This window comes from Micromonospora sp. DT15 (assembly GCF_049841475.1).
GTDB lineage: Bacteria > Actinomycetota > Actinomycetes > Mycobacteriales > Micromonosporaceae > Micromonospora.
The window spans coordinates 280192-306263 of record NZ_JBNCKJ010000005.1 but is presented as its reverse complement, the minus strand read 5'-3'; the positions used below and the strand labels follow the sequence as shown (position 1 = coordinate 306263).

At 70.9% G+C, this 26072-nt stretch carries 20 protein-coding genes and 1 pseudogene; 8 read left to right on the top strand and 13 right to left on the bottom strand.

Annotated features, from left to right (window positions below; translation table 11 throughout):
- Positions 1-31: 31 nt before the first annotated feature.
- From ACLQ3F_RS13900 to ACLQ3F_RS13890, 3 genes are all read right to left on the bottom strand, one after another.
- Positions 32-982, bottom strand: coding sequence for a CDP-alcohol phosphatidyltransferase family protein (locus ACLQ3F_RS13900; RefSeq protein WP_425849061.1), 951 nt, complete (start codon positions 980-982; stop codon positions 32-34).
- Positions 983-1327: 345 nt separating this feature from the next.
- Positions 1328-2278, bottom strand: coding sequence for an NUDIX hydrolase (locus ACLQ3F_RS13895; protein WP_425849058.1), 951 nt, complete (start codon positions 2276-2278; stop codon positions 1328-1330).
- A gap of 250 nt (positions 2279-2528) precedes the next feature.
- Positions 2529-3479, bottom strand: coding sequence for an NUDIX hydrolase (locus ACLQ3F_RS13890; protein WP_124856350.1), 951 nt, complete (start codon positions 3477-3479; stop codon positions 2529-2531).
- A 143-nt stretch (positions 3480-3622) separates the two neighbouring features.
- On the opposite strand from ACLQ3F_RS13890, the pseudogene ACLQ3F_RS13885 reads away from it, so the two are divergent.
- Positions 3623-3931, top strand: a pseudogene (locus ACLQ3F_RS13885) (PspC domain-containing protein); the annotation flags it as partial.
- A 109-nt stretch (positions 3932-4040) separates the two neighbouring features.
- Here ACLQ3F_RS13885 and guaA read toward each other — a convergent pair.
- Together guaA and ACLQ3F_RS13875 are read right to left on the bottom strand one after the other, a co-directional pair.
- Entirely contained in the window at positions 4041-5597 is a 1557-nt protein-coding gene (gene guaA / locus ACLQ3F_RS13880; protein WP_355010065.1) for a glutamine-hydrolyzing GMP synthase, read from the bottom strand.
- Positions 5598-5749: 152 nt separating this feature from the next.
- Positions 5750-7447: an FAD-dependent oxidoreductase gene (locus ACLQ3F_RS13875; protein ID WP_425849056.1), complete on the bottom strand. Its 1698-nt coding sequence runs from the start codon at positions 7445-7447 to the stop codon at positions 5750-5752.
- A gap of 145 nt (positions 7448-7592) precedes the next feature.
- Here ACLQ3F_RS13875 and ACLQ3F_RS13870 point away from each other — a divergent pair, with 145 nt between their 5' ends.
- A complete protein-coding gene (locus tag ACLQ3F_RS13870) occupies positions 7593-8711 on the top strand; it encodes an LCP family protein (RefSeq protein WP_425849053.1) in 1119 nt (372 codons plus the stop codon).
- Between the two features lie 7 nt (positions 8712-8718).
- On the opposite strand, the gene ACLQ3F_RS13865 is transcribed toward ACLQ3F_RS13870, so the two are convergent.
- Positions 8719-10176 carry a M1 family metallopeptidase gene (locus tag ACLQ3F_RS13865; protein WP_425849050.1) on the bottom strand — a complete coding sequence of 486 codons (1458 nt, stop codon included), beginning with the start codon at positions 10174-10176 and terminating at the stop codon, positions 8719-8721.
- A gap of 110 nt (positions 10177-10286) precedes the next feature.
- On the bottom strand, positions 10287-11690 hold the full coding sequence (locus tag ACLQ3F_RS13860; protein WP_425849047.1) for a M1 family metallopeptidase: 1404 nt from the start codon (positions 11688-11690) through the stop codon (positions 10287-10289).
- Positions 11691-11908: 218 nt separating this feature from the next.
- On the opposite strand from ACLQ3F_RS13860, the gene ACLQ3F_RS13855 reads away from it, so the two are divergent.
- Positions 11909-13024 (top strand): sugar phosphate isomerase/epimerase family protein, encoded by a 1116-nt coding sequence (locus ACLQ3F_RS13855; RefSeq protein WP_425849046.1) that lies wholly within the window; start codon positions 11909-11911, stop codon positions 13022-13024.
- A 67-nt stretch (positions 13025-13091) separates the two neighbouring features.
- On the opposite strand, the gene ACLQ3F_RS13850 is transcribed toward ACLQ3F_RS13855, so the two are convergent.
- Both ACLQ3F_RS13850 and guaB read right to left on the bottom strand, forming a co-directional pair.
- Positions 13092-14210: a GuaB3 family IMP dehydrogenase-related protein gene (locus ACLQ3F_RS13850; protein ID WP_091406427.1), complete on the bottom strand. Its 1119-nt coding sequence runs from the start codon at positions 14208-14210 to the stop codon at positions 13092-13094.
- 30 nt (positions 14211-14240) lie between these two features.
- Positions 14241-15803, bottom strand: coding sequence for an IMP dehydrogenase (guaB, locus tag ACLQ3F_RS13845; protein WP_357197765.1), 1563 nt, complete (start codon positions 15801-15803; stop codon positions 14241-14243).
- Positions 15804-15989: 186 nt separating this feature from the next.
- Here guaB and ACLQ3F_RS13840 point away from each other — a divergent pair, with 186 nt between their 5' ends.
- Positions 15990-16409, top strand: coding sequence for a DUF5319 domain-containing protein (locus ACLQ3F_RS13840; RefSeq protein WP_355010073.1), 420 nt, complete (start codon positions 15990-15992; stop codon positions 16407-16409).
- 187 nt (positions 16410-16596) lie between these two features.
- Here ACLQ3F_RS13840 and ACLQ3F_RS13835 read toward each other — a convergent pair whose 3' ends face one another.
- On the bottom strand, positions 16597-17412 hold the full coding sequence (locus ACLQ3F_RS13835; protein ID WP_355010074.1) for a helix-turn-helix transcriptional regulator: 816 nt from the start codon (positions 17410-17412) through the stop codon (positions 16597-16599).
- Between the two features lie 253 nt (positions 17413-17665).
- Here ACLQ3F_RS13835 and ACLQ3F_RS13830 point away from each other — a divergent pair, with 253 nt between their 5' ends.
- Complete coding sequence (locus ACLQ3F_RS13830; protein WP_355010075.1) at positions 17666-18049, top strand: WhiB family transcriptional regulator; 384 nt, start codon at positions 17666-17668, stop codon at positions 18047-18049.
- A gap of 777 nt (positions 18050-18826) precedes the next feature.
- Positions 18827-19387, top strand: a complete 561-nt coding sequence (locus tag ACLQ3F_RS13825) for a hypothetical protein (protein ID WP_425849043.1) — start codon at positions 18827-18829, stop codon at positions 19385-19387.
- A 717-nt stretch (positions 19388-20104) separates the two neighbouring features.
- Here ACLQ3F_RS13825 and ACLQ3F_RS13820 read toward each other — a convergent pair.
- The 3 genes from ACLQ3F_RS13820 to groES all read right to left on the bottom strand — a co-directional run bounded on the left by ACLQ3F_RS13820 (position 20105) and on the right by groES (position 24004).
- Positions 20105-21850 carry a molybdopterin-dependent oxidoreductase gene (locus ACLQ3F_RS13820; RefSeq protein ID WP_425849040.1) on the bottom strand — a complete coding sequence of 582 codons (1746 nt, stop codon included), beginning with the start codon at positions 21848-21850 and terminating at the stop codon, positions 20105-20107.
- A gap of 134 nt (positions 21851-21984) precedes the next feature.
- A complete protein-coding gene (groL, locus tag ACLQ3F_RS13815) occupies positions 21985-23619 on the bottom strand; it encodes a chaperonin GroEL (RefSeq protein ID WP_393220003.1) in 1635 nt (544 codons plus the stop codon).
- Between the two features lie 70 nt (positions 23620-23689).
- Positions 23690-24004 (bottom strand): co-chaperone GroES, encoded by a 315-nt coding sequence (gene groES, locus ACLQ3F_RS13810; protein ID WP_030330046.1) that lies wholly within the window; start codon positions 24002-24004, stop codon positions 23690-23692.
- 259 nt (positions 24005-24263) lie between these two features.
- Between groES and ACLQ3F_RS13805 the strand changes: the two genes are divergently transcribed.
- Both ACLQ3F_RS13805 and ybaK read left to right on the top strand, forming a co-directional pair.
- Complete coding sequence (locus tag ACLQ3F_RS13805) at positions 24264-25460, top strand: THUMP-like domain-containing protein (protein ID WP_357206754.1); 1197 nt, start codon at positions 24264-24266, stop codon at positions 25458-25460.
- 25 nt (positions 25461-25485) lie between these two features.
- Positions 25486-25965: a Cys-tRNA(Pro) deacylase gene (gene ybaK / locus ACLQ3F_RS13800; protein ID WP_425849037.1), complete on the top strand. Its 480-nt coding sequence runs from the start codon at positions 25486-25488 to the stop codon at positions 25963-25965.
- The last annotated feature ends 107 nt before the right edge of the window (positions 25966-26072 follow it).

The window sequence follows — 26072 nt, the reverse complement described above, 5'->3', positions numbered from 1 at the left end:
TGACCGCGGCGCCCCGTTCTGTCTGTTCGAATCAGGCGGTACGACGTTGCCGCAGCCAGAGAACCGGCCCGCTGACCAGGTAGCCCACCACGATCAGGGCGAACGTGAGCCGGATGTCGACCAGCGCGCCGATCACCGGGGCCAGCCAGAGCCACGGCGGCAGCTTCACCAGGCGGGCGAGCTTGGCGTACGGGAAGCTCGACACCATCGCGAAGGCCAGCAGCGCCACACCGGCGACCAGCACGGCACCGGGCACCGGCAGGCCGATCGCCACTGTCACGGCGAGGACCGCGGCCGCCATGGTGGTGGGCACCCCGCAGAAGAACCTGCCGTCCTTCGGCGAGACGTTGAAGCGGGCCAGTCGGATCGCGGCGCACGCCGCGACCAGGGCGCACGCCACCGCCGCCGCCGCCGTGGAGACGGAACCGGCGAGCGAGGCGTAGACCACTACCGGCGCGGCGAGACCGAACGAGCACATGTCGGCCAGTGAGTCCATCTGCGCGCCGAACGGGCTCGCCACCCCGAGCCGTCGGGCCAGCGCGCCGTCCAGACCGTCGAAGCCGACGCACGCGATCAGGCAGAGCGCCGCCATGCGCACCTCGCCCTGCATGGCCAGGAAGATGGCCAGCATGCCGAGCATCAGGCTGGCCAGCGTGCAGGCGTTGACCAGGCCGAACTTCATCCGGCGCGCCATGGTGCGCTCGCCGGGAAGCAGCGGGATCGTGTGGGCCTCGTCGGTCTGCGTCATCGGTGGCATCGCCGGGCTGACCGGCATGACCGCCTCGACGTCGGCTCGGTCCAGGCCCAGTGTCGGGTCCACGCCCAGTGTCGGCCGGCTGAGCCGGTCCAGGCCGTAGCGGCGGCGCTGCCGATCGGCGTACCGGTGCTCGGTCGGGGCCAGGTCGGTCGGGTGCAGGTCGCCGTCGCGGCGGCCGACCCGGACCAACAGCACCTGGCGGGCGAACGTGCTGCTGCGGCGCAACCGGCCCGCCCAGCGACGCCCTGCGGGGCGCGGACTGTCAGTAGTACGACGCCGGCGCCATGGGGCTCTCGGCACGTTTCCTCCATCACCGGATCTGCTGACCGCCAAGTGGCGGGTGTCCGGCTGTCTCGTGCCGGACCTTGCATGGCCCGGCAGCCGTTTTGCGGAGTACACCATCGCATAGGGGAACATGGCTTGGCGATAGCTGCCGGCGGTACTTGTATCTGGCTTAAACCGCTCGAACCGCTCGTGTGTTCCCATCCCGGGCCTCATCGCCCTTTTCCTCCATCATTCCCGCCTTTGACTGTACCGGAGGGTCACCAACTCGGCTCGTCGAGCGGTGTGCTATCGACCACTCTGTCCGATTGCCGCGGCAGCGATGTCGCTCAACGGCAGGTCAGTCGCCTCCTCGCGGGTGAACCACCCCGCCCGCGCCGTCGACCCCCCGGCGGACTCGGTGACCACCGCGTCGGTAGGTACGTCCACCAGCACCCGATAGATCACCCGTACGCCATGCCAGTCCAGAGGTCGACCCTCCGGGCCCAGCGCGGCGGGATTGTGCAGATTGTTGACGCCGAGAAGCTCCACGACCCGGCCCACCTGCCCACCCTCCTCGACCAACTCCCGTAGCAACCCGGTGGTCGGCTGCTCGCCGTGATCGGTGCCCCCGCCAGGCAGGTGCCACAGACCGGCTCCCGGGTAGCCCTCCGCGATCTGAGTGAGCAGGATCCGCCCAGCGGGGTCGGTGACCAGCCCGTACGCCCCGAAGCGCAGCCGACGGTCGGGGTGCTGCGGCGGCAACAGGTCCCGCGACCGGTGCGCTGCCGGCGGGAGTGGGGAGACTGGCAGGCCGAGCGCCTCGGCGGTGAACGGGGTCAGCGGCAACTGCGCCACCTCCGCCAGCGGAAGCCAGGAAGCCTGATCGACCAGACCAGCCCCGGCGCCGCGCGACCCGCCCTCGGGCCGCGCACTCTCACGCTCCGCGCCGTGAGGCAGCGCGTCGTGGGGCGTGCTGAGGTCGAACAGCAGCCGGTCGGTGTGCAGCGAAGCCTTGTCCTCCGAAGAGGTGGCCACATCGGCAACCACCGCGAGTAGTCGCGTCACCGCAACCGTCAACCCGACCTGCTCGTCGACTTGGCGGATCACGGCGCGCTCCGGGTCCTCGGCATGCCTGACGGCACCGCCGGGCAACCGCCAGACCCCGGGAAACTCGCCCTCCACCCCGTCCCGAACCACCAGGACCCGGCCCGCGTCCCGCAAAAGTCCATAAGCCCCGACTCGCCGCGCGAATTGCACCTTCGCTCGCCCCCGCTTCCGCACCCACAACTGTTGATCATCAAGTTACCGTCGTCCAACTCGCGTTCCGACGATAACTTCATGATCAATGCGCGGTAGTGCACGGGAAGCCCGAGATTGACGGTGATCCACTCGGGTTCACGGAAGGCGCGGCATTCCAGCGCCCGGGATACCGCGTTTTCAAGAAACCCGAGTGGATCACAGGCTGGGCATGGACCTACCGAAGCCGGACGACCCCTCGGGGTCGGGGTCAGGTGAGTTGGGCGGCCTGGACTGCTTCGGCGGTCACCTCGGTGAGGCGGTCGGTGGGGAGGGCGCCCAACTCCTCGCGGCCGAACCAGCGGGCCTCGCAGGTGGAGCCGCCCACGTCGGCCACGGTCAGCGGGTTGGGCTGGTCGACGACGACCCGGTAGAAGGCGCGTACGCCGTGCCAGTCGATCGGGTAACCCTCGGGGCCGAGTGAGGCGGCGTCGCGGTGACTCGCGACACCGAGCAGCTCGACGAGGCGGCCGGCCTGGCCGGTTTCCTCGATCAGCTCCCGGATGAGTGCCGCGCCGGGCTGTTCGCCGTAGTCGGTGCCGCCTCCGGGTAGGTGCCAGCAGCCGGCGCCGGGGTAGCCGTCGGAGATGCGGGTGAGCAGCACTCGGCCGGCGGGGTCGGTGCAGACCGCGTACGCGGCGAAGCGCTGGGCCCGGTGCAGCCCGTCGGGGCCGGGCACGGCGTAGAAGGAGGGAAACTCGGGTGCCTCGTCGGGCACCACGTCGGCCGAGGAGGCGGGCAGCCCGAGGGCGCGTGCGGTGAACGAGCGCAGCGGCAGCTCGCGCGCCTCGTCGAGGGTGTACCACCGGGCCAGGTCGGTGGGGCGCTCGCCGACCCGGTCGGCAAGGGTGCCACCGCGCACGGCAACCCGGTAGATCAGCCGGTCGGTGTGGATGGTGATGCCGCGGTCGGGAAGTGCCCGCATGTCGGCGAGCACGTCGGCCAGGCCGGACACGGCGACGGAGAGGCCGGTTTCGGCGGCGGTCTCGCGGACGACCGTGTGGTTCGGGTCTTCGCCGTGGTCGACCGCCCCTCCGGGCAGCGACCACGTGCCGGGGGTGCCGGAGCGCTCCGATGCGCGGACCAGCAGGACTCGGCCGCTTGAATCAGCACAAACTGCGTATGCCGCGATCCTGCGGAGCGGCTTGAGCAAGGTGGTCACGGGAGCAAATTCTCCCCGGGCCGGGTTACCGGAACGGAAAAGAGTCGGATTCCTGACTATCTGGCCCCGGTCAGGGATTGGTCAGGGTAAGGATCCGGGCGGTCACCGAGGGCGGGCCGGGCGCCAGCGCGGACTGTGGGGGTATGACATCGACCACCGCTCCCCACGCCCCGTACAAGCAGCTCCGGCGACCCACCACCGACCGCATGGTCGCCGGGGTGGCCAGCGGCGTCGGCCGCTACTTCGCCGTCGATCCCACACTGGTCCGGGTGATCTTCGCGGTCACCGGACTGCTCACCGGCGGGCTCGCGCTGTTCGCGTACCCGATCATGTGGTTCCTGATGCCGGAGGAGCCCAGCGGCGCGCCGGCTTGGCCGCACGCCGCGGGCGTCGCGCCGCAGAACGGCCCGCCGCCCACCGCCGGGCCCGCGCCCGGCGGACCACCGCAGGGGTACGCCTCGACGCCGCCCTACCCGCCGACGACCCCGCTCTACCCGCCGACGACGCCGTCCAGCCCGCCGACGACCCCGTCCAGCCCGCCGACGGCGGCCTGAGCGGCGCTCACTCCCACTCGATGGTGCCCGGCGGCTTGCTGGTGACGTCCAGGACCACCCGGTTGACCTCGGCGACCTCGTTGGTGATCCGGGTGGAGATCCGGGCCACGATGTCGTAGGGCAGCCGGGACCAGTCGGCGGTCATCGCGTCCTCGCTGGAGACCGGGCGCAGCACCACGGGGTGCCCGTAGCTGCGCCCGTCTCCCTGTACACCGACGCTGCGCACGTCGGCGAGCAGCACCACGGGGAACTGCCAGACACCCCGGTCGAGGCCGGCGGCGGTCAGCTCCTCGCGGGCGATCAGGTCGGCCTGGCGGAGCAGGTCGAGCCGCTCCTGGTCGACCGCGCCGATGATCCGGATGGCCAGACCGGGGCCGGGGAACGGGTGCCGCCAGACCATCGCCTCGGGCAGGCCCAACTGGAGGCCGAGCGTGCGGACCTCGTCCTTGAACAGGGTGCGCAGCGGCTCGACCAGCGCAAACTTCAGGTCTTCCGGGAGGCCGCCCACGTTGTGGTGGCTCTTGATGTTGGCAGTGCCGGTGCCGCCGCCGGACTCCACCACGTCGGGGTAGAGGGTGCCCTGGACGAGGAACTCGACGTCGCCGTGTGCGGCGATCTCGCGGGCCGCGGCCTCGAAGACCCGGATGAACTCCCGACCGATGATCTTGCGCTTCTGCTCCGGGTCGGTCACCCCGGCGAGCGCGCCGAGGAACCGGTCGGTGGCGTCGACCACCTTCAGCTTGATGCCGGTGGCACTGACGTAGTCCTTCTCGACCTGCTCGGCCTCGCCGGCGCGCAGCAGGCCGTGATCGACGAAGACGCAGGTGAGCTGGTCACCGACGGCCTTGTGCACGAGCGCCGCGGCGACCGCCGAGTCGACTCCGCCGGAGAGGCCGCAGATGACCTCCTTGTCGCCGATCTGGGCGCGGATCCGGGCGACCTGCTCGTCGATGATGTTCTCGGGAGTCCAGGTCGGCTCGATGCCGGCGATGTCGTAGAGGAAGCGGGTCAGCATCTCCTGGCCGTGCGCGGTGTGGCCGACCTCCGGGTGGAACTGCACGCCGGCCCGTCGACCGGCCAGGTCCTCGAAGGCGGCGACCGGCGCGCCCGCCGACTCGGCGGTCACCGTGAAGCCCTCGGGCGCCTCGGTGACGCAGTCGCCGTGGCTCATCCAGACCGGCAGGTCCGCCGGCAGGTCACGCAGCAGCACACCGGGGTCGAGGAGGCGGGGGCGCAGCGGGGTGCCCCCGTACTCACGGTTGCCGGTCCTGGTGACGGTGCCGCCGAGCGCCTGGGCCATCGCCTGGAAGCCGTAGCAGATGCCGAAGACCGGCACGTCGGCGCTGAACACGCCCGCGTCGATCTGCGGCGCGTCCGGGGCGTAGACGCTGGACGGGCCGCCGGACAGGATGATCGCGGCCGGGTTCTTCGCCAGCATCTCGGCGATCGGCATCGAGTGCGGCACGATCTCGGAGTAGACCTTCGCCTCACGGACCCGGCGGGCGATGAGCTGGGCGTACTGGGCTCCGAAGTCCACCACGAGGACTGGGCGAGGCAGGCTCATGTGCACGAAGCCTACCGACAGTCACGGCCGCTGCCGGCACCGGCTCGCCGGCAATCCACTCTCCCGGCGATCTTGCACTTTCTGTCCCGACAAAGGCCACGAATGCCACGTAACGACATCCGAAAGTGCAAGATCGCGGAGGTGGCGGCGGGTCACTGTCGCAGCGCGCCCGGGGCGTTCGGCGGGACCGCCGGGTTTTGCGGGGGTACGGGTGCGAGGCGGCGGTACGGGGAGCCGAGCGGTGGGCGGAAATCCTCGTCGCCCTTGTTGGGCCAGAAGGACATCGCCCGTTCCGCCTGTGCGGTGATCGTCAGGGACGGGTTCACGCCCAGGTTGGCCGAGACGGCCGCGCCGTCGACCACGTGCAGCCCGACGTGCCCGTACACCCGGTGCCAGGGGTCGATCACCCCGTCGGCCGGGGTGGCGCCGATGACCGCCCCGCCCAGGATGTGCGCGGTCATCGGGATGTCGAACGGTTCGGTGAGGGAGCCGCCGGGGGTGCCGCCGATCTCGTCGGCGAGCATTCGGGCGGCGGTGTTGCCAGCGGGGATCCAGGTGGGGCTGGGCGCGCCGTGGCCCGGGCCGGTGACCAACCTGCTGCCGAGCGGGCCACGCCGCCACCGGGTGGTCAGCGAGTTGTCCACGGACTGCATGACCAGGGCGATCACCGTCCGTTCCGACCAGCCGCGTACCGACAGCATCCGCGCCGCCAACCGGGGCTGCCGCACGATGCTGCCCAGCCAGCGGCGGACCCGGTGCGGGCCGCCGTCGACCAGCAGCGACTGGAGCAGCCCCATCGCGTTGGAGCCCCGCCCGTAGCGGACCGGCTCGATGTGTGTCTGCGGGTCGGGGTGGAACGAGCTGGTGATGGCCACCCCCTCGGTGTAGTCCAACCGCTCGGACCGGGCCCGTTGGCGTGGCACCGAGGCGCCGAGGATCGCCTCCGAGTTGGTCCGGGTCAGCTCGCCGAGGCGGGCCGAAAGCCCGGGTAGCGCACCGTCGGCCCGCATCCCGTGCAGCAGCCGCTGGGTGCCGAGCGCCCCGGCGGCGAAGACCACCTGATCGGCGTGGATGACCTGTCGAGCCTTGCGCAGCCAGGCGCCGGTGCGTTCGGTGTGCACCTCGTACCCGCCGCCGTCGGCGGGCCGGACGGCGGTCACCGTGGTCAACTGACGGACCGTGACCCCGAGCCGTTCGGCGAGCCAGAGGTAGTTCTTGACGAGGGTGTTCTTCGCCCCGTGCCGGCAGCCGGTCATGCACGAACCGCAGTGCAGGCAGCCGGTGCGTTCCGGGCCGGCACCGCCGAAGTACGGGTCGGCGATCCGCTGGCCGGGCCGGCCGATGTGCACGCCCACCGGGGTGGCGTGGAAGGTGTGCCCCACCCCCATCCGCTCGGCCACCGCGCGCATGGCGCGGTCCGCGCCGGTGTCCACCGGGTACGTGGTGACGCCGAGCATTCGTTTCGCCTGGTCGTAGTGGTGGGCCAACTCGTCGCGCCAGTCCGTGATGTCCCGCCACTGCGGGTCGTCGTAGAAGGCCGGCAGCGGTTCGTAGAGGGTGTTCGCGTAGACCAGCGAACCGCCGCCCACCCCGGCGCCGGAGAGCACCAGCACCCCACCGCCGGATCGTCGACCGGCCGGGCGGAGCAGGGTGAGCCGTTGGATGCCGTAGCAACCCAGCTTCGGTGCCCAGAGGAACCGGCGGAGCCGCCAGGACGTCTGCGGGAACTCGTCGTCGGCGAAGCGGCGGCCGGCTTCCAGCACCGCGACCGAGTAGCCCTTCTCGGCCAGTCTGAGCGCGGTGACGCTGCCACCGAAGCCGGACCCGATGACGAGCACGTCGTACCGCATGGGTGCATCATTACTCGCCAGTAGCGCTCGCGCCAGCGCCCGTTTTTGCGCGATCATGCTCCGGCCGACCGACCCGGCGCCTCCCGGCCGCAACCCGGAGCACCCGTCGGAGCGTTGTTCACCAGACGGGTGGGAGGAATCCAGGATGGTTCTCGGGTCGATGGCGCCGCGCCGACGGTGGCTGCTGCTGGGGTTGGCGGCCCTCGCCGTCGTCGCGCTGATCGCGGCCGGCACCGTGGTGATCACCCGTCTGACCGGCGACAACAAGCCGGGCGGCGCTCCGGTGGCCGGCTCACCGACCCCGTCACCCGTCGGCACGCCGACCCCGAGCCCCAGCGGCCCACCGCCGGGCGCGGACATCACCGGCCCGCTCAACCTGCTGCTGGTCGGTGTGGACACCCGGGTCAGCGTGCCCGGATGGGAGCCGCACTCGGACGCCGTGCTGGTGCTGCACGTACCCAAGGGGTTGAATCGTGCGTACCTCTTCTCGCTCCCCCGCGACCTGCTGGTGGACATCCCGGCGTTCCCGAAGGCCGGCTACAAGGGCGGCAAGACCAAACTCACGCACGCCATGAGCTTCGGCAGCCGGGTGCCGGGCAAACCCAAACAACCCAGCACTGCCCAGGGGTACGAGCTGCTGCGCAGCACTGTCAGCGGCTACACCGGGCTGCGCATCGACGCCGGCGCGGTGCTCACCTTCAACGGGTTCGACCGGCTGGTCAACGCCCTGGGTGGGGTGGACATCTACATCGACCAGCGGGTCGAGTCGCTGCACCGCCGACCGGACGGCAAGTACCGGGAGAGCGCGCCAGGCGGCTACAAGGGGCCGCAGCAGGTCTACGAGAAGGGCGAGATGCACCTCAACGGCTGGCAGGCGCTGGACTACGCGCGGCAGCGCTACATCACCGGCGGTGACTACGCCCGGCAGCGCCACCAGCAGCAGCTGATCCGGGCGATGACCCGCAAGATCCTGGACGAGGGCCTGGCCAAGCAACCCGAGCGCGTCGACCAGGTGGTCTCCGCGCTGGGCGACACGCTCGTCTACGTGGGCGGACGCCGGATCGTCGACATCGCGTACGCCCTCAGTGGCCTGCCGGAGAACCGTTTCACGCTGGTCGGGCTACCCGGTTCCGGCGTCGGCAAGGGCAGCGCCTACCGGGGTGAACAGCTCACCACCGAGGGCCGGAATTTCCTCACCGAACTCCGCGCCGGCCGCGCCGACGCCTACCTGGCCGCCCACCCCAAACTTGTCGTGAAGAACTGACCGCAGCTCAGAGCCGCTTGGGCTGGGCGGGCTTCTTCGTGCCGTAGAGCCAGGCGTCGAAGAGCGCGTCGAGCTGCTTGCCGGAGATCCGCTCGGCCAGGGCCACGAACTCGGCAGTGGTGGCGGTGCCGTCGCGCTTCTCCGCCGCCCAGGTCTTGATGATCTCGAAGAACGCCTTGTCGCCGACGGCCACCCGCAGGGCGTGCAGTGTCATGCCGCCGCGCTGGTACACCGACTCGCTGAACAGCTTCTCCGCGCCCGGCTTGCCCGGCGGTGTCTGCCACACCCGCGCGGACATGCTGGCGTACCGGTTGTCGAACGCCTCCTTGGCGGTGTACGCCTCGGTGTGCTCGGCCCAGAGCCACTCCGCGTACGTCGCGAAGCCCTCGTTGAGCCAGATGTCCTCCCACCTGGCCAACGCGACGCTGTCGCCGAACCACTGGTGGGCCAGCTCGTGCGCGACGACCTCGGTGTTCTCGCCCTGCCGGAAGAAGCTCGCCGCGTACACCGGTCGGCTCTGCGTCTCCAGGGCGTACGAGATCCGGCTGTCGGAGATCACCACACCGCCGTACGCGTCGAACGGGTACGGCCCGAACACACTCTCCAGGTAGTCAGCCACCGCGACGGTCTGCGCTATCGACGCGTCCGCGTTCCCCTTGGGCTCGGTGGTGGTGACCGCGTTGTAGACCGGGCGGCCCTTGTGCTCACCGGTGGTGATCCGGAACTTGCCGATCACCAGCGTGCTCAGATAGCTGGCCATCGGCGACTTCTCCGACCACTTCCAGGTGGTCCAACCGCCCGTGCTGGTCTTCCCGCCGGGAACGCCGTTGCTGATCGCGGTGAGGCCGTCCGGAACGGTGACCTCGAAGTCGTAGGCCGCCTTGTCCGACGGGTGGTCGTTGACCGGGAACCAGGTGCTGGCCGACTCGGGCTGACCCAGCGCGATGGCACCGTCGGCGGTGTGCAGGAAGCCACCGTCACCGAGCGCCTCGTTCTTCAGCGGCTTCGGCTTGCCCGCGTAGGTGACCTCGGCGACGAACCCGTTGCCGTTGATCAGCCCGGAAGCCGGCTTGATCACCAGCTCGTTCCGCTTGCGGCTGTGGGTCGCCGGTGCGCCGTCCACAGTGACCGCGCTGACGGTCAGGCCGGCCAGGTCGAGGTTGAACGACGACAGGTCGGTGGTCGCGGTGGCCCGCACCGTTGTCGTACCCGTCAACTGGTCCTTGGCCGGGTCGTAGCGCACCTTCACCGTGTACCGCCCGACGTCGTAGCCGCCGTTGCCGTAGGTCGGGAAGTAGGCGTCACCGACCCCGTCGGCGCCCGCGGCGAACGTCCGCGCCGGAGTGGGGGACGCGTTCGGTGACGGGGCCGCCTCCGGGCCCGCCGAGTCGCATCCGGACAGTGCGAGCGCACCGGTCACCAGCAGGCCGGCAGCCACTCGCAGTCTGTGCCGCGTCCCGCGCATCCCACACCCTTTCCGCACGGTGGCCGGTCACGGCCTCCGCAGTTCCGCGCGAACGGGCGCCTACCCGCCGTTCGCAGGCGGCAGCATATCGACCGGGCGGCGGGGCCGGATCACGGCAGTGTGGGAGCCGACCCGCCCACCAACCAGGCGTCGAAGAGCGGACGCAGTTGCCTCCCGGCGACCCGCTCGGCCAGCGCGACGAGGTCCGCCGTGGTCGCGTTGCCCGCCGCCCGCTCGGTGGTCCAGGTACGCAGGATGCGGAAGAAGAGGTCGTCACCGACGGTACGGCGCAACGCGTGCACGGCGAGCGCCCCGCGCTTGTAGACGGCAGTGCCGAACATCTGCTCCCGGCCCGGCTCGACCGACGGCTGCGTCCAGTCGGTCGCCGCGTACTGGATCTCAAAGTTGCGCTGGGCGGTCCGGCCGCCGTCGTGCTCCTCCCACAACCACTCGGCGTAGCTGGCGAAGCCCTCGTTGAGCCAGATGTCGCTCCACCTGGTCAGCGACACGCTGTCGCCGAACCACTGGTGCGCCAGTTCGTGCGCGACGACGCCCGGGTTCGGCTTGTCGTCCGCGAAGAAGCCAGGCCCGTAGACCGGCCGGGACTGGGTCTCCAGCGCGTACCCGATCCGGTCGTCGGCGATCACGATCCCCCCGTACGAGTCGAACGGGTACGGGCCGAAGCGGCTGGCCAGGAAGTCGACGATCGCGCCGGTGCGGGCCAGCGAGGTGGCCGCGCCGCCGGTCTCCGGCAGGCTCGCGGCCACCGCCGTGACCATCGGCCGACCCGCGTGCGTGCCGGTCACCACCCGGTAGTCGCCGATCACGAGCGTGCTGAGATAGCTGGCCATCGGGGCGCGCTCCGACCAGCGCCAGGTGGTCCAACCGTCGGCGCTGCTCTTCGGCCCGGGTACGCCGTTGCTCAGCGCGGCCAGGCCGTCCGGAACGGTCACCGCCAGGTCGTAGGTGGCCTTGTCCGACGGGTGGTCGTTGACCGGGAACCAGGTGGCGGCCGAGTCGGGTTGGCCGAGCGCCACCGCGCCGTCGGCGGTGTGCAGGAAACCCCCGCTGCCCAACGCCCCGTCGTCGACGGCCGTGGGGACGCCCGCGTACTCGACAGTCACTGTGAACTGCCGGCCGCGCGGCAGTCCGTCGCGGGGTGTCACCACCAACTCGCCGTCGTCGCGCCGGTGCTCAGCCGCCACGTCACCCACGCTGACCGCGCGGACCTCCAGGCCGACCAGATCCAGGTTGAACCGGGACAGGTCCTGGGTGGCGGTGGCCGTGATGACGGCTCGACCGGTCAGCCGGTCGGTCGACGGGTCGTAGCGCACGTCGAGGCCGTAGTGCCCGACGTCGTAACCGCCGTTGCCGTGCCCCGGCACGTACGGGTCGCTGACGTCGGCGGCACCGGGCCGGAAGCCGTCGCGGTCGTCGCCGGTACAACCGGTGACAGCCAGCCCGATCGCGCAGGTCAGCGCGGCGATGCGCAGTCTGCGTCCGGTCCGGACCATGCCCACTCCTCCTGCGGCGTTGCGGCCTCCTGCGCCTCTCGCCTCCTGCGCGGTGCGGTCAGGACGAGCGTAGTCAGCATCGCGGGCCGCGCGGCCGGTATCGACGATCATCAGTAACTTTCGTTGAATCAAACAAAAGCTGCCGTCGATCGAACCTATCTTTCGACTTAGACCGACGTTAGTGTCTGTCTCCGACCACCGTCGCGAAAGGTGGAACCATGCCAGACCACACCGCCCCCGACGCCACCCCCACCGGCCGGCTCAGCCGCCGATCCCTGCTCGCCGCCTCCGCCGGCGCCGCCGCCGCGATCGGCGCGGCCGGCCTACCCGTCCTCGCCACCGGCACCCCCGCGCTCGCCAACCCCGGCAAGGCGAGCAAGCTACGGGTGGAGCCGCTGATCCCGGCCCGCAACCGCGGCATCATCCTGTACAGCGTCCGCGACCGGATCACCGCCGCGCCCGACGACAGCGGGGTGCCGTACGGCTTCGAGCGCGTCCTCGCCCGACTCGCCGAGATCGGCTACAAGGAGATCGAGTTCGCCGGCTACACCCAGAGCACCGAGATCCTGGGCCGGCAGATCACCCCCGCCGAGATTCGCAAGATCCTCGACGACAACGGCCTGGTGGCCAACGGCACCCACGCCTCGATCCAGCCGGCCACCTTCCAGCAACAGCTGGACATCGCCGAGGAACTCGGCATGAAGAACATCGGCACCGGCAGCGACCCGACCAGCAGCGCGTACAAGGCAGAGTGGGACGCCGCCGCGGACATCTGGAACGAGCTGGGCCGGCAGGCCAAGGCCCGGGGCATGCGGCTCTACACGCACAACCACGACGCCGCGTACAACTTCCTGATCGACCGGGGCCCACGCGACGAGCAGGGCCGGCAGACCCGGTCCTCCGGCATCCGCCGACTGGAGTACTTCTTCGAGATCACCGACCCGAGGTACGTCTTCTTCGAGCTGGACATCTACTGGGCCTACGTGGCCCGTTACAAGCACCAGAAGTACGTCAACCCGGCCGGCCAGGAGGTGACCGACCTGTTCGACCCGATCCTCACCGTGGCCGACCGGACCACCCGGTTCCCGCTCTTCCACGCCAAGGACGGCGACCGGGACACCAGCGCGCCCAACGGGTACCAGATGACCCCGCTGGGCGACGGCGACCTCAACTTCCAGCAGTTCTTCCAGACCATCGGCGAGCGCAACTTCCACCACGCCAACTGGGAGATGGACACCGCCCCCGGCGGCGCGGACAACAAGGGCCAGTCGCTCGACTTCGCGGCGACCAGCTACCGCAACATGTCCGACCTGACGATCTACGTGGAGAAGTGACTCCCCGCTGAACGCGACGAAGGCCGGCCCGTGCGCGGGCCGGCCTTCGTTCGTGGTCTTGGACGGGTCAGCGGTCGAGGACCAGGCCGACCTTCTGGAACTCCTTCAGGTCGCGGTAACCGCACTTGGCCATCGCCCGACGCAGCCCACCGAACAGGTTGAGCTGCCCGTCGGCCTCGTCCGCCGGCCCGAAGAGCAACTGCTCCATCGACCCGAGCGGCTCACCGGAAACCTCGAAGGCACCCCGGGGCAGCGACGGGTGACTCGCCGCCGAGTGCCACCAGGCACCACCGGCAGGGGCCTCGTCGCAGAGCGACAGCGGCTCACCGAGCATCACCGCGTCCGCGCCGCAGCCGAGCGCCTTGGCGATGTCGCCCGAGGTCTGGATGTCACCGTCGGCGATCAGGTGCACGTACCGGCCGCCGGTCTCGTCCAGGTAGTCGCGGCGGGCCGCCGCGGCATCGGCGATCGCGGTGGCCATCGGCACCCGGATGCCCAGCACCGACTCGGTGGTCGACCACTCGTCGCCACCGATGCCCACGATCACGCCGGCCGCGCCGGTACGCATCAGGTGCAGCGCCGTCTTGTAGTCCGTGCAGCCACCGACGATCACCGGCAGATCGAGGTCGGCGATGAACTCCTTGAGGTTCAGCGGCTCATCAGTGGTCGACACGTGCTCGGCCGAGACGATGGTGCCCTGGATGACGAGGATGTCCACCCCGGCGTCCAGGATCACCGGCGCCAGCGCGAGGGTGTGCTGCGGGGAGACCCGCACCGCCACGGTGCCGCCACCGGCGCGCAGCTCGCGAACCCGCTCGGCGATCAGGTCCGGGCGGATCGGCTCGGCGTACACCTCCTGGAGCCGCTTGGTGGCGCGGGCCTCCTCGTCGAGGCCGGCCAGCTCGTCCAGCACCTTGGTCGGGTTCTCGTAGCGGGTCCAGAGCCCCTCGACGTTGAGCACGCCGAGGCCGCCGAGCTGGCCGAGCCGCACCGCGGAGGCCGGGCTCATGGTGGCGTCGGAGGGGTGGCCGACGCACGGAATGCCGAACGGGTACGCGTCGAGCTGCCACGACGTCGAGACGTCGTCGACGTCCCGGGTACGGCGGCTCGGCACGATGGCGATGTCGTCCAGGTGGTAGCCGCGCTGCGCGGTCTTGCCCAGCCCGATCTCGACCACGTCACGCATGGGGGACTCCAGGTGGTTGGGGGTGTTGGATCAGCGGGTGTGGTAGTTGGGCGCCTCGACGGTCATCTGGATGTCGTGCGGGTGGCTCTCCTTCAGACCAGCCGCGGTGATCCGGATGAGCTGGCCCCGGCGGTGCAGATCGGGGATGTTCTCCGCACCGGCGTACCCCATCGCCAGCCGCAGCCCGCCGACCAGCTGGTGGGCGACCCGGGACAGCGGCCCCCGGTAGGGCACCTGGCCCTCCACGCCCTCGGGAACCAGCTTGTCGTCGCTGAGCACGTCCTGCTGGAAGTAACGGTCCTTGCTGTACGACTTGGCCTGACCCCGGGACTGCATCGCGCCGAGCGACCCCATCCCGCGGTACGTCTTGAACTGCTTACCGTTGACGAAGATCAGCTCGCCGGGGCTCTCCTCGCAACCGGCCAGCAGGCTGCCGAGCATCACCGTGTCCGCGCCGGCCACCAGGGCCTTGGCGATGTCGCCGGAATACTGGATGCCGCCGTCGCCGATCACCGGCACACCGGCCGGGCGGGCGGCCCGGGCCGCCTCCATGATCGCGGTCACCTGCGGCACGCCGACCCCGGCGACGATGCGGGTGGTGCAGATCGCGCCCGGCCCCACGCCCACCTTGACGCCGTCGGCGCCGGCGTCGACAAGCGCCTTCGCACCCGCGTACGTGGCCACGTTGCCGCCCATGATGTCAACCGTCACGTCGGCCTTCAGCCGGCGGACCATGTCCAGCACGGCCCGCTGGTGACCGTGCGCGGTGTCCACGATCAGCACGTCGACGCCCGCGTCGACAAGTGCACGGGCCCGCTTGTACGCGTCCTCGCCCACACCGATGGCGGCGGCGACCCGCAGCCGGCCGGCGTCGTCCTTGCTGGCGTCCGGGTACTGCTCGCTCTTGGTGAAGTCCTTGACGGTGATCAGGCCACGCAGCCGGCCCGAGTCGTCGACGATCGGCAGCTTCTCGACCTTGTGCTGACGCAGCAGCGCCAGCGCCTCGTCCTTGCTCACCCCGACCCGCGCGGTGACCAGCGGGGTGTGGGTCATGATCTCGCGAACCGGAGTGTTCGGCTCGGAGACGAAACGCATGTCCCGGTTGGTGACGATGCCGACCAGCTGGCCGTCGCCGTCCACCACCGGAACACCGGAGATGCGGTAACGCCCGCACAGCTCGTCGACCTCGCGCAGCGTGTCGTCCGGGCTCGCGGTCACCGGGTTGGTGATCATGCCGGACTCCGAGCGCTTCACCAGGTCGACCTGGTGTGCCTGGTCCTCCAGCGAGAGGTTGCGGTGCAACACGCCGATGCCGCCCTGGCGGGCCATGGCGATCGCCATCCGGGCCTCGGTCACCGTGTCCATCGCGCTGGACAGCAGCGGAATGGACAACTCGATGTTGCGGGTGAGCTTCGTCCGGGTATTCACACGGCTGGGCACCACGTCCGACTCGCCCGGCTGAAGCAGCACGTCATCGAAGGTGAGGCCGAGCGGAACCACCCGGGCGGAGCCGGCCGGCAGCTCGGGCAGGTGGCCGCCCAGGTCGGCGTGCTCGCCGCCGGCCGGAAGATCGGTGCTGGGCGAATTTTCCACGATTGCTCCCCTGAGCTGCTCGGATGGGCTTCAGCGAGGTGGCGCGGGCGGGCACCGGAGCGCACCACGAAGCCGGCACGTCGCTTCATCGTACCCAGTGAGCTGGGCGACCCGTCCGTGGCAGGCCGGGCCGGCGCGGAGACCGGGGGGCGGACGTTCGCGCCGCGTTGGGTCTACGGTGAGGGGGTGCACGACGAGCCCATCGACCCGTTCAACGGCGACCCGGCCGATCCGACTGCGGGTCTGGATGACCCGGGCGATGACGCGACGCCGGATCCACTGACCGACGTCGAGCGGCAGGATGTGCTGGAAGACCTCGCTGACCTGGAGATCTACCAGGCCCTGCTGGCCCCGATCGGGGTTCGCGGGCTGGTGATCGAATGCGAGGACTGTCGCGAACCGCACTACTTCGACTGGGACCTGCTCCGCGGCAACCTGCGGCACCTGCTCAACTCGGGTCGGCCCCGGGTGCACGAACCCGCCTACGACCCCGACCCGGACCACTACGTGACCTGGGACTACGCCCGGGGGTACGCGGACGGGGTGCACGACACCCTGTCCGAGGGCACCGAGGACGAGCCGGACACCCCGACCGCCACCAAGTAGCCCCGCCGGGCGGCTGCGCGGCGTACCCCTGCTGTCGCGTGGGCTGCCTCCCGCCGGCCCGCCGACCCGCCGGATGCTCCGCTGCCGCGTGGCGTGCCCCGACTGCGCGGCGTGCCCCGGCTGCATTGGGTGCCGTGCGGCGTGCTCGCTTTTGCGCGGCGTGCCGTGCGGCGGCGTTGCCCGGGTGTCAGGCCACCAGACCGGCGCGGAAGCCCGCCGCCACCGCGTGCGCCCGGTCCCGGGCGCCAAGCTTGCGGAACAGCCGGCGGGCGTGCGTCTTGACGGTGTCCTCCGAGACGAACAGTTCCCGGCCGATCTCCGCGTTGCTCTTGCCCTCGGCCATGCCCAGCAGCACCTGAAGCTCACGCTCGGTGAGGCCGATCGACGCCCGACTGGGTCGGGCGTTCGGGGCGGGACGGCCCGGGTCGGTCTGCGCCGGCGACTCGCCGGTCCCCGCCTCCGCCTCGTCGTCGCCCCGCTGCACCGGCACCGACGCCACCCCGGCCGGCCCGTCGGCTGCTGTGGCCGTCCAGCCGGGCTCGCCGGAACCGCGCGGCGACGGCCCGGAGCGGCCGGAACCACCCACCGCCGCCGCGTCGCGGGCCGGATCGGTGATCCGCTGCCGGGAGGCTCGGCCAGGCGCGGTGAGCAGCAGGAGCGCCTTCGCCACCGCGCTGGTCAGATCATGATCGACATTCTGGATGAGCCCTCGGGCGCCGGCGCTGATGGTGGCCGCCGCGGCCTCGGACTCCTCGGTGCCGAGCAGCAGCACCGCCGCCTGCGGCGCACGCGCCAACACCCGGCGGACGAAGCCGGCGCTGTCCGGCCGGGTGAGGGCCGTGTCGGCCAGCACCACGTCGGCCGGTCGCTCGGCCAGCCGCAGCATCACCTCGGGATCAGAGACGGCGGTACGAACGATCGCGGACAACCCCAGCCGCGCGGCAGCAGAAGTAAGGTGCTGGGCCGCGAGTGGTGTCCGAACGCACACAAGAACGGTACGCACTGTGGTCTCCTCTCCGCCAACGAGCAGACCATGACGCGGTCGGCTGGGGAGGGGGTTCCCGGCAATCCTTCGAACTTTTCCGACAGATGGGGCAAAAGCCGCAATTTCTCGGACGTTTTCGATCACACACGTGTGAGTTGACGACAGCCCGGGTACCGGGAGATCCAGGCCGGGAACGGTGCGCCTGCGCGGCCCGCCGCCCGGATGCCGGCCATAAGGATTCTCGCGGAGCCGCGCGGGAGGAGGGGTGCTGATGTCGAACGTACGTAGACTGCCCGGACCCATCGTCGATCTCTGGGACTGGCAGCGACTCGGTGCCTGCCGAGGGCGCGACAGCGCCCAGTTCTTCCACCCCGACGGTGAGCGTGGTTCTTCCCGGCTGCGTCGCGAGTCCACTGCCAAGTCGGTCTGCCGCGCCTGCCCGGTACGCGCCGAGTGCGCCGCTCACGCCCTGTCGGTACGAGAGCCGTACGGCGTGTGGGGCGGCTTCAGCGAGTCGGAGCGCCTGCGACTGCTCGCCGTCGGCTGGGAGGACCTGGCAGACCGCCGGCACGCTCGGGTCGACGTCGCACGACTGGAGGCCCGCCTGGGTCGCCCGCACAAGTCGACCGTCCCGGCCCAACGCAACGTCGCCTGACCCGGCACACGTCCCCGACATCCGCGAACCGCGCCTCCGTCCCGGAGGCGCGGTTCGCGCGTTTCAGGCGGTTTCCGCGGTTTCGCGTGGTCAGGGTCCCGCCCTGCCCCTGCGCCCTGCCATCGCGGCTGCGGCAGGGGTTCGGAGTGACGGCCGTGTTGATCAACACGGGTTCCTTGATGTCGGGGCATCCTGCCTAGCTGGACACCGCGTTTTCGACGATGCCGAGTGGATCAAGCGGAGTGCGCGGCCCAAAGGGCTAGCCGAGACGGCCAGCCTGGGAGGTTTGCCCGGTCCGGGGCATTCGGGGCTTGACGCGGGGCGTGGGCTTCTGCGAGTTATGCGACCTCTGTGCTGTGACGGGGCACACTCGTGGGGCGGAATCATGGCTGGGCCGGGGTCGTTACACACCCTGACGATCGCAGCACCACCGACCAGCCGCCTGACCCTCAGGGGTGTGGGATGCAGGTCGCGCAGGTTGGAATGCCGACCTCCGCCCGGTCGTTACAGTTCCCACGAACGACCGAACGAGCACCGCCTCAATGAGGGTGCCGATGGATGGGCCAACCCCGGAATGACCCCGGCCCCCCGGTCGTTACACATGGACCCGGCGCCACGAGCCCCCGCTCGCCAGGCCGCCGACCCCGACGCCCAACCAGGCGTCACCCCCCAGACTTTCCCCCTTTGTGAAGTGCAGCGCCGGACGAGGTGCTCACACCCTCACCGCCGTCCCCCCTTTGACGGTGTGGGTGTTCTACCCCCGAAGGAGCTACCCCCATGAACACGATCATTCGTAAGAGCATGTTGTCTGTTGCTGGTCTCGCGTTCGCCGGTGGTGTGTTCGCCGGTCCGATCGCCGCCCACGCCAACCCGGTCGACGCCAAGCCCGTCGCGGTGGCCGTGCAGTCGTCGGCGCCGAAGCCGCAGGGCGACCAGTCCCGGATCGCCCTCAACGACGAGCAGACCGCCAACGTGAAGGCGATCATCGCCGCCACGAAGAAGGCCGGTCTGCCCGAGCGGGCCGCGGTCATCTCGATCGCGACGAGCCTGCAGGAGTCCAAGCTGGAGAACCTGGGCCACCTCGGCGAGAAGAATGACCACGACTCGCTGGGCCTGTTCCAGCAGCGCCCGACCAGCGGTTGGGGCACACCCGAGCAGATCACCAACCCCGAGTACTCCACGACGGCGTTCCTGAAGGGTCTCAAGCAGGTTGACGGGTGGCAGGACATGCCGCTGACCGACGCGGCGCAGACGGTGCAGGTGTCGGCTTACCCGGACGCCTACGCCCAGTGGGAGCAGCAGGCCACCGACCTGGTCGCCCAGCACTGGAACAGCTGACCCGCACCACCGCAGAACAGCACCACACCGACCGCTGGCCGGCACCCGCAACCCGGGGTGCCGGCCAGCGGCCTTCCTGCTGTCACCGATCGCCGACCGCCACCCCACGGCCGCCGACCACCGCCCTGCGGCCGCTGACGCTGACGCTGACGCTGACCGCCATACCCAAACCACCGGCCCCCGGCGATGGGTGCAGCCGCCAGGAGCGCCGGCCGCAGGCCGCTGCCTCTGAGGAAGCCGCCGCAGGCGGCTGAGGAAGCCCGGTCAGGGGCCGGGGCCGGAGAGTGCCGAACTGGCCCCACGGAGACAACTGGCGTCGACCAACCGACTTGGCCCCGCAGATCTTGGACACTTTCCGTTCCGTGCTGACGGAAACTGTCCAAGATCTGCACGCGCTTCCGGGTATGACCGGTCAGTCGGCGGGCCCGCCGGCCCATGGGCAGTCTCGGGAGCCGGCAGGCAGCCGCGGACACAGCCACCGACGCGCAGCGCAGGCCGCAGACACAGCCCGCCGACCCGTAGGCCAGGCCGCGGACACAGCCACCGACCCGCAGGCCAGACCGCAGACACAGCCACCGACGCGCAGTGCAGGCCGCAGACACAGCCCACCAACCCGCAGGCCAGAACACGGACGCAGCCCGCCGACCGCACAGCACACGCCGCCAACACAGCCCGCCGATTCGGTGGCGCACCCGCGCGGGCGACGTCGTGCCGGGATCAGCGGACGGTGACGGTGACCGTGTGCCAGCCGGTGGCACCATCCGGGACGACGTCCTGCGTACGTTCGGTCTGGGTTTCGCCTGTCGCGTCGGTCGCGCGGACCTGGAGTCGGTGCTCGCCAGGTGTGGCGTCCCAGCGCCAGGACCATTGCACCCAGGTGTCCACCGACACGGTGGGGGCCAGCGCGGCTTCCTGCCACGGGCCGTCGTCGACGCGTACCTCGACTCGGCGGATGCCCCGGTGCTGCGCCCAGGCCACCCCGGCGACGGTCACCGGGCCGGCGGTCAGCCGGTTACGTCCCCTGGGCGTGTCGATCCGGGACTGGGTCTTGATCGGCCCCTGGGGGGACCAGCCGCGCGGCACCCAGTACGCGTCGAAGTCGGCGAACCGGGTCAGCTCCAGTTCGGTCACCCATTTGCAGGCCGACACGTAGCCGTAGAGGCCCGGCACCACCACTCGGACCGGGAAGCCGTGCTCGACCGGCAGTGGCTCGCCGTTCATCCCGACGGCCAGCAGCGCGTCCCGTCCGTCGCGCAGCGCGGCGGTGGGGGTGCCGCAGGTCCAGCCGTCGACCGACCTGCCGACGACCTGGTCGGCGTCGTCGTCCGGCTCGACCTCGTCCAGCAGTTCCCGCAGGGGTACGCCGAGCCACAGGGCATTGCCGATCAGGTCCCCGCCCACCTCGTTGGAGACGCAGGCCAACGTGACATACCGCTCGACCAGTGGTCGGGCCAGCAGATCCGCGTAGCTGTAGGTGCGTTCCCTGCCGACCCGTCCGTGGATCCGCAGCCGCCAGGTGTCCGGGTCGACCTGGGGCACCACCAGCGCGGTGTCGATCCGGTAGAACCCGAAGTTCGGGGTGACGTATGGCGCGAGCTGCGTCAGTGAGAGGTCCGCGCCCACCGGTACGGCCGGTGCGGGGGCGACCGGCGCGGGCAGGCGGATCGCGTCGCGGGCTGCGGACACGCCGCGCCGCCCTGCCAGCCACCGCCCACCGAGGCCGGCCACCACGGCCGTGCCTAGTAGCACTCCGCTGCCGGTGAGGAACCGTCGCCGCGACTCCGGGTCCACTTCGGCAGGCCCGACCGCTTCGACCGCCGTCGTCGGCCCGGCGGGGGTCACCGGCACCGGCCCTGCCGGGGACACCGGCACCGACTCTCCGGGCGACCCCGACCCCGAACCAGCCCCCGCCCCGAGACCCGCAGACAACCCCGGGCCAGCCTGCGACCCGGGACCAGCGGACGACACCGGACCAGCCTGCGACACCGGACCAGCGGGCGGCGTGGGTGGTGACCAGGACCAGGGGTCCAGCTCGAACGGTCCGCCGATGAACAGCCAGAGCACCAGGGCACCGAGACCGGCGCCGACCAGGGATGGCAGCGCGTCGGCGAGGTCAGCACCGGAGCGGGTCAACGCGGCTGCCACGCCGATGGCGCCGAACGCGGCGATGCCGGCCAGGCCGAACGCCAGTCGGCGGACCGCCAGTACGCCGAAGACGGCGGCGAAGCCTCCCAGCAACACGGCCGTGCCGACCAGCAGCGCGATCTTGTCGGCGGTGCCGAAGAGGTCGATGGCGAGTTGCTTCAGCGATTCGGGGACGGCGTCGACGACGACCCCGCCGACCGCGACCAGGGGCGCCGACCGGGGGCCGGTCAACACCGCGACCGGTTCGGCGATCCCGATCGCGACGGCGGCGGCGGTTATTCCGGCCAACGCGGCGTACCGCCGTGACGTGGTGCTCATCGGCCCAGTGTGCGCGATCATCTCGCCCGGTCGCCAACAACGTCAGCGTTCGGTAATGACCTGGCAGCCCACAGGAACGAGCCGGGGCGCATCGCCTGACGGCGGTGCGCCCCGGAACGGGTGTCGCTACCGGATCAGAAGCCCGGGCCGTGCTGGTGGCCGTGGCCGTGCCCGCCGGCGGCGGCCGGCTCGGCCTGCTCCGGCTTGTCCACCACGAGGCTCTCCGTGGTGAGCAGCAGACCGGCGATCGAGGCGGCGTTGGTGACCGCGTTGCGGGTCACCTTCACCGGGTCGATGATGCCGGCCTTGACCAGGTCGACGTACTCGCCCTTGGCGGCGTCGAGGCCGTTGCCCCACGTGAGGTCGGCGACCTTCTGCGTCACGACGTAGCCGTCGTGACCGGCGTTCTGGGCGATCCAGCGCAGGGGCTCGACGAGCGCCTTGCGCACGACCGAGACGCCGACCTTCTCGTCACCGGTGAAGCCCAGGTCGTCGTCGAGCACCGAGAGGATCTGCACCAGGGCGGCGCCGCCGCCGGGCACGGTGCCCTCCTCGACCGCAGCCTTGGTCGCCGCGATGGCGTCCTCGATGCGGTGCTTGCGCTCCTTCATCTCGACCTCGGTCGCCGCGCCGGCCTTGATGACGGCGATGCCACCGGAGAGCTTCGCCAGCCGCTCGGCCAGCTTCTCCCGGTCCCAGTCGGAGTCGGAGGCCTCGATCTCCTTGCGGATCTGGGAGACCCGGTCGGTGACGTCGGCCTTCTGGCCACCGCCGTCGACGATCGTGGTGTTCTCCTTGTCGACCACGACGCGCCGGGCGGTGCCAAGCACCTCCAGGCCGACCTGGTCGAGCTTGTAGCCCAGCTCCGGGGCGACCAGCTCGGCGCCCGTGGAGATCGCGATGTCCTGGAGCATTGCCTTGCGCCGGTCACCGAAGCCGGGGGCCTTGACCGCGCAGACCTTGAGGGTCTTACGCAGCGAGTTGACCACCAGGGTGGAGAGCGCCTGGCCGTCCACGTCCTCGGCGATGATCAGCAGGGGCTTGCTGTTCTGCAGGACCTTCTCCAGCAGCGGCAGCAGCTCCTCGATCGCCGAGATCTTCTGGGTGGTGACCAGGATGTACGCGTCCTCAAGGACGGACTCCTGACCCTCCAGGTCGGTGACGAAGTTCGGCGAGATGAAGCCCTTGTCGAACTGGAGACCTTCGGTCACGTCCAGTTCGGTGGTGAGCATCGAGCCTTCCTCGACGGTGATGACACCGTCGCGGCCGACGCGCTCCATCGCCTCGGCGATCAGATCGCCGATCGTGGAGTCCTGCGCGGAGATCGTCGCCACGTTCGCGATCGACTCCTTGCTGGTGACCTCGGCGGCCTTGCCGAGCAGCGCCTCGGAGACCTTCATGGCCGCCGCGTCGATGCCCCGCTTGAGACCGGCCGGGTTGGTCCCGGCGGTCACGTTGCGCAGACCCTCGCGAACCATCGCCTGGGCCAGCACGGTCGCGGTGGTGGTGCCGTCGCCGGCGACGTCGTTGGTCTTGGTCGCCACCTCCTTGACCAGCTGCGCGCCAAGGTTCTCGTACGGGTTGGTGAGCTCGATCTCCTTGGCGATGGTCACACCATCGTTGGTGATCGTCGGCGCACCGAATTTCTTGTCCAGGACGACGTTGCGCCCGCGCGGGCCGAGGGTGACCTTGACCGCGTCCGCGAGGGCGTTGACACCGTGCTCCAGCAGGTGCCGGGCGTCGTCCGAGAAGCTCAGGATCTTCGCCATTAATGTCCCTTCGAAGCGCCATTGCCCCGGCCCGGCGAGCCGGACCGGGGCAGTGGCACTGATCGGTTGCTTACTTCTCGATGACCGCGAGGACGTCGCGGGCGGAGAGCACCAGGTACTCCTCGCCGGCGTACTTGACCTCGGTGCCGCCGTACTTCGAGTAAAGGACGGTGTCGCCGACCTGCACGTCAACCGGAACCCGGTTGCCGTTGTCGTCGACGCGCCCCGGGCCCACAGCGAGGACGGTGCCCTCCTGCGGCTTCTCCTTGGCGGTGTCGGGGATCACGATGCCCGACGCCGTGGTGGTCTCAGCCTCGTTCGCCTGGACCACGATGCGGTCCTCGAGCGGCTTGATCGCAACCTTGGTCGCGGTAGTCACGGGCATACCCTCCTGGGGTACTGGTTTCGTTGCTGGCCAGCGGGGCTGACCAGCGTCAATCTGCCTCATGCCACCGGGCGGTGCCGTCGTCGCGGGTGCCGGTCCGCCTGGCGTGCGCACCCGGGTCGCGAGACCCGGAAGCTGGCACCCTCAGGGTGAGAGTGCTAATCGCAGGTTATTCCGTGGCTAGCACTCCGTCAAGGAGAGTGCCAGCGCGTCGCGCCCCGCCAGCCAAGTTTTCCGAGTCGGACGGGACAATGGCCGGGTGGATCTCGATCAGTTGGCGGCGCTACGTACCCCTGAGGGGTCGGCCGCGCTCACCGCGGCGGCCGACCTGGCCGGCGGTGATCCACTGGTCGCGGCGTCGGCCCTGCGCGCGACCGGGGTGCCGCCGACGTTGGCCGCGGCGGCGTTGACCCAGGCCGAGCTGCGCCACCGGGCGGTGGGCAAGTTCGGCTCGGCCGCCGCTGGGATGTTCCTCACCCGCCCCGGCCTGGAGCAGGCCACCCGCCGGGTGGTCGCCGACCGTCGAGCCGCCCGGTTGCACGCGGCCGGCGTGCGGACCCTGGCCGATCTCGGGTGCGGGCTCGGGGCCGACGCGCTGGCCGCCGCCCGCGCCGGCATCCGGGTGTACGGGGTGGAGGCTGACCCGGTGACCGCGGCGATGGCCGCCGCCAACGCCGAGGCGGCCGGCCTGGCCGAGCTGTTCACCGTCGAGTGCGGCGACGCGACCGGGTTCGACGTGGCAAGGGTCGACGGGGTCTTCTGCGACCCGGCCCGCCGCGCCACCGGCACCGGGCGGCGGATCTTCGACCCGCGCGCCTACTCGCCACCGTGGGACTTCGTCACCGGGTTGGCCGAGCGGGTGCCGCGCACTGTGGTGAAGGTCGCGCCGGGCCTGGACCACGCGCTCATCCCGGCCGGGGCGGAGGCCGAGTGGGTCAGCGTGGACGGCGACCTGGTCGAGGCCGCGCTCTGGTGCGGTGAGCTGGCGGAGGTGCCCCGTCGCGCCACCCTCTACCGCCAACGGGGCGCCGAGGCCCGCAGCCACCAGCTCACCGGCTCGGGTGCCGCCGAGGCGCCGGTCGGGCCGCCGCGTCGCTACCTGTACGACCCGGACCCGGCGGTGGTGCGCGCGCACCTCGTGGCCGAACTGGCCAGCGAACTGGACGCCAACCTGGGCGATCCGAGCATCGCCTACCTCTACGCCGACCAGCCGGTCCGCACCCCGTACGCGCGCTGCCTGGAGATCACCGACGTGTTGCCGTTCTCGCTCAAGCGCCTGCGGGCGCTGCTGCGGGAGCGCCGGGTGGGCCGGGTGGAGATCCTGAAGCGGGGTTCGGCGCTCACCCCGGAGCAGCTCCGGCGGGACCTGCGGCTGGCCGGGGACGCGGCGGCGAGTCTGGTGCTCACCCGGGTCGGCGGCGCACCGACGGTGCTGATCGGCCGGCCGGTCGACTAGCGCCGTCTCGACTAGCGTCTTCGCTGTGGCGGGACAGGGCACGCCGGCAACGGCACTCTTGGTCAAGCGGGGCATCGCGCATCGCACCCATCCGTACCGGGTGGCGCCGGACGCCCCGAACTACGGCGCGTTGGTGGCGGTGGCGCTCGGCGTGGCACCGGAGCGCGTGTTCAAGACTCTGGTGACCGACGTCGACGGCGCGCTCACCGTGGCGGTCGTTCCGGTCACCGGCGAGTTGGATCTGAAGGCTCTCGCGGCTGCGGTCGGCGGCAAGCGGGCGGCGTTGGCCGACCGGGCGGTCGCCGAGCGGGCCACCGGCTACGTACGCGGTGGGATCAGCCCGCTCGGGCAGCGTCGACGGTTGCCCACAGTGCTGGACGAATCCGCGCTGGATCTCCCGACGATCTACGTCTCGGCTGGTCGGCGTGGTCTGCAACTCGAACTGGCCGCGGCGGATCTGGTGGCGCTGACCGACGCCCGTAGCGCGCCGTTGCAGACCCACTGACGACAGTCGTTACGTCGACACCCCCGTGGGATACCCGCGGAGTAACAGTCGCGTTGCTGAATTGTTATCGCTCCCAACAAACTATGCACCTGCGCGGTCTTGTGGAG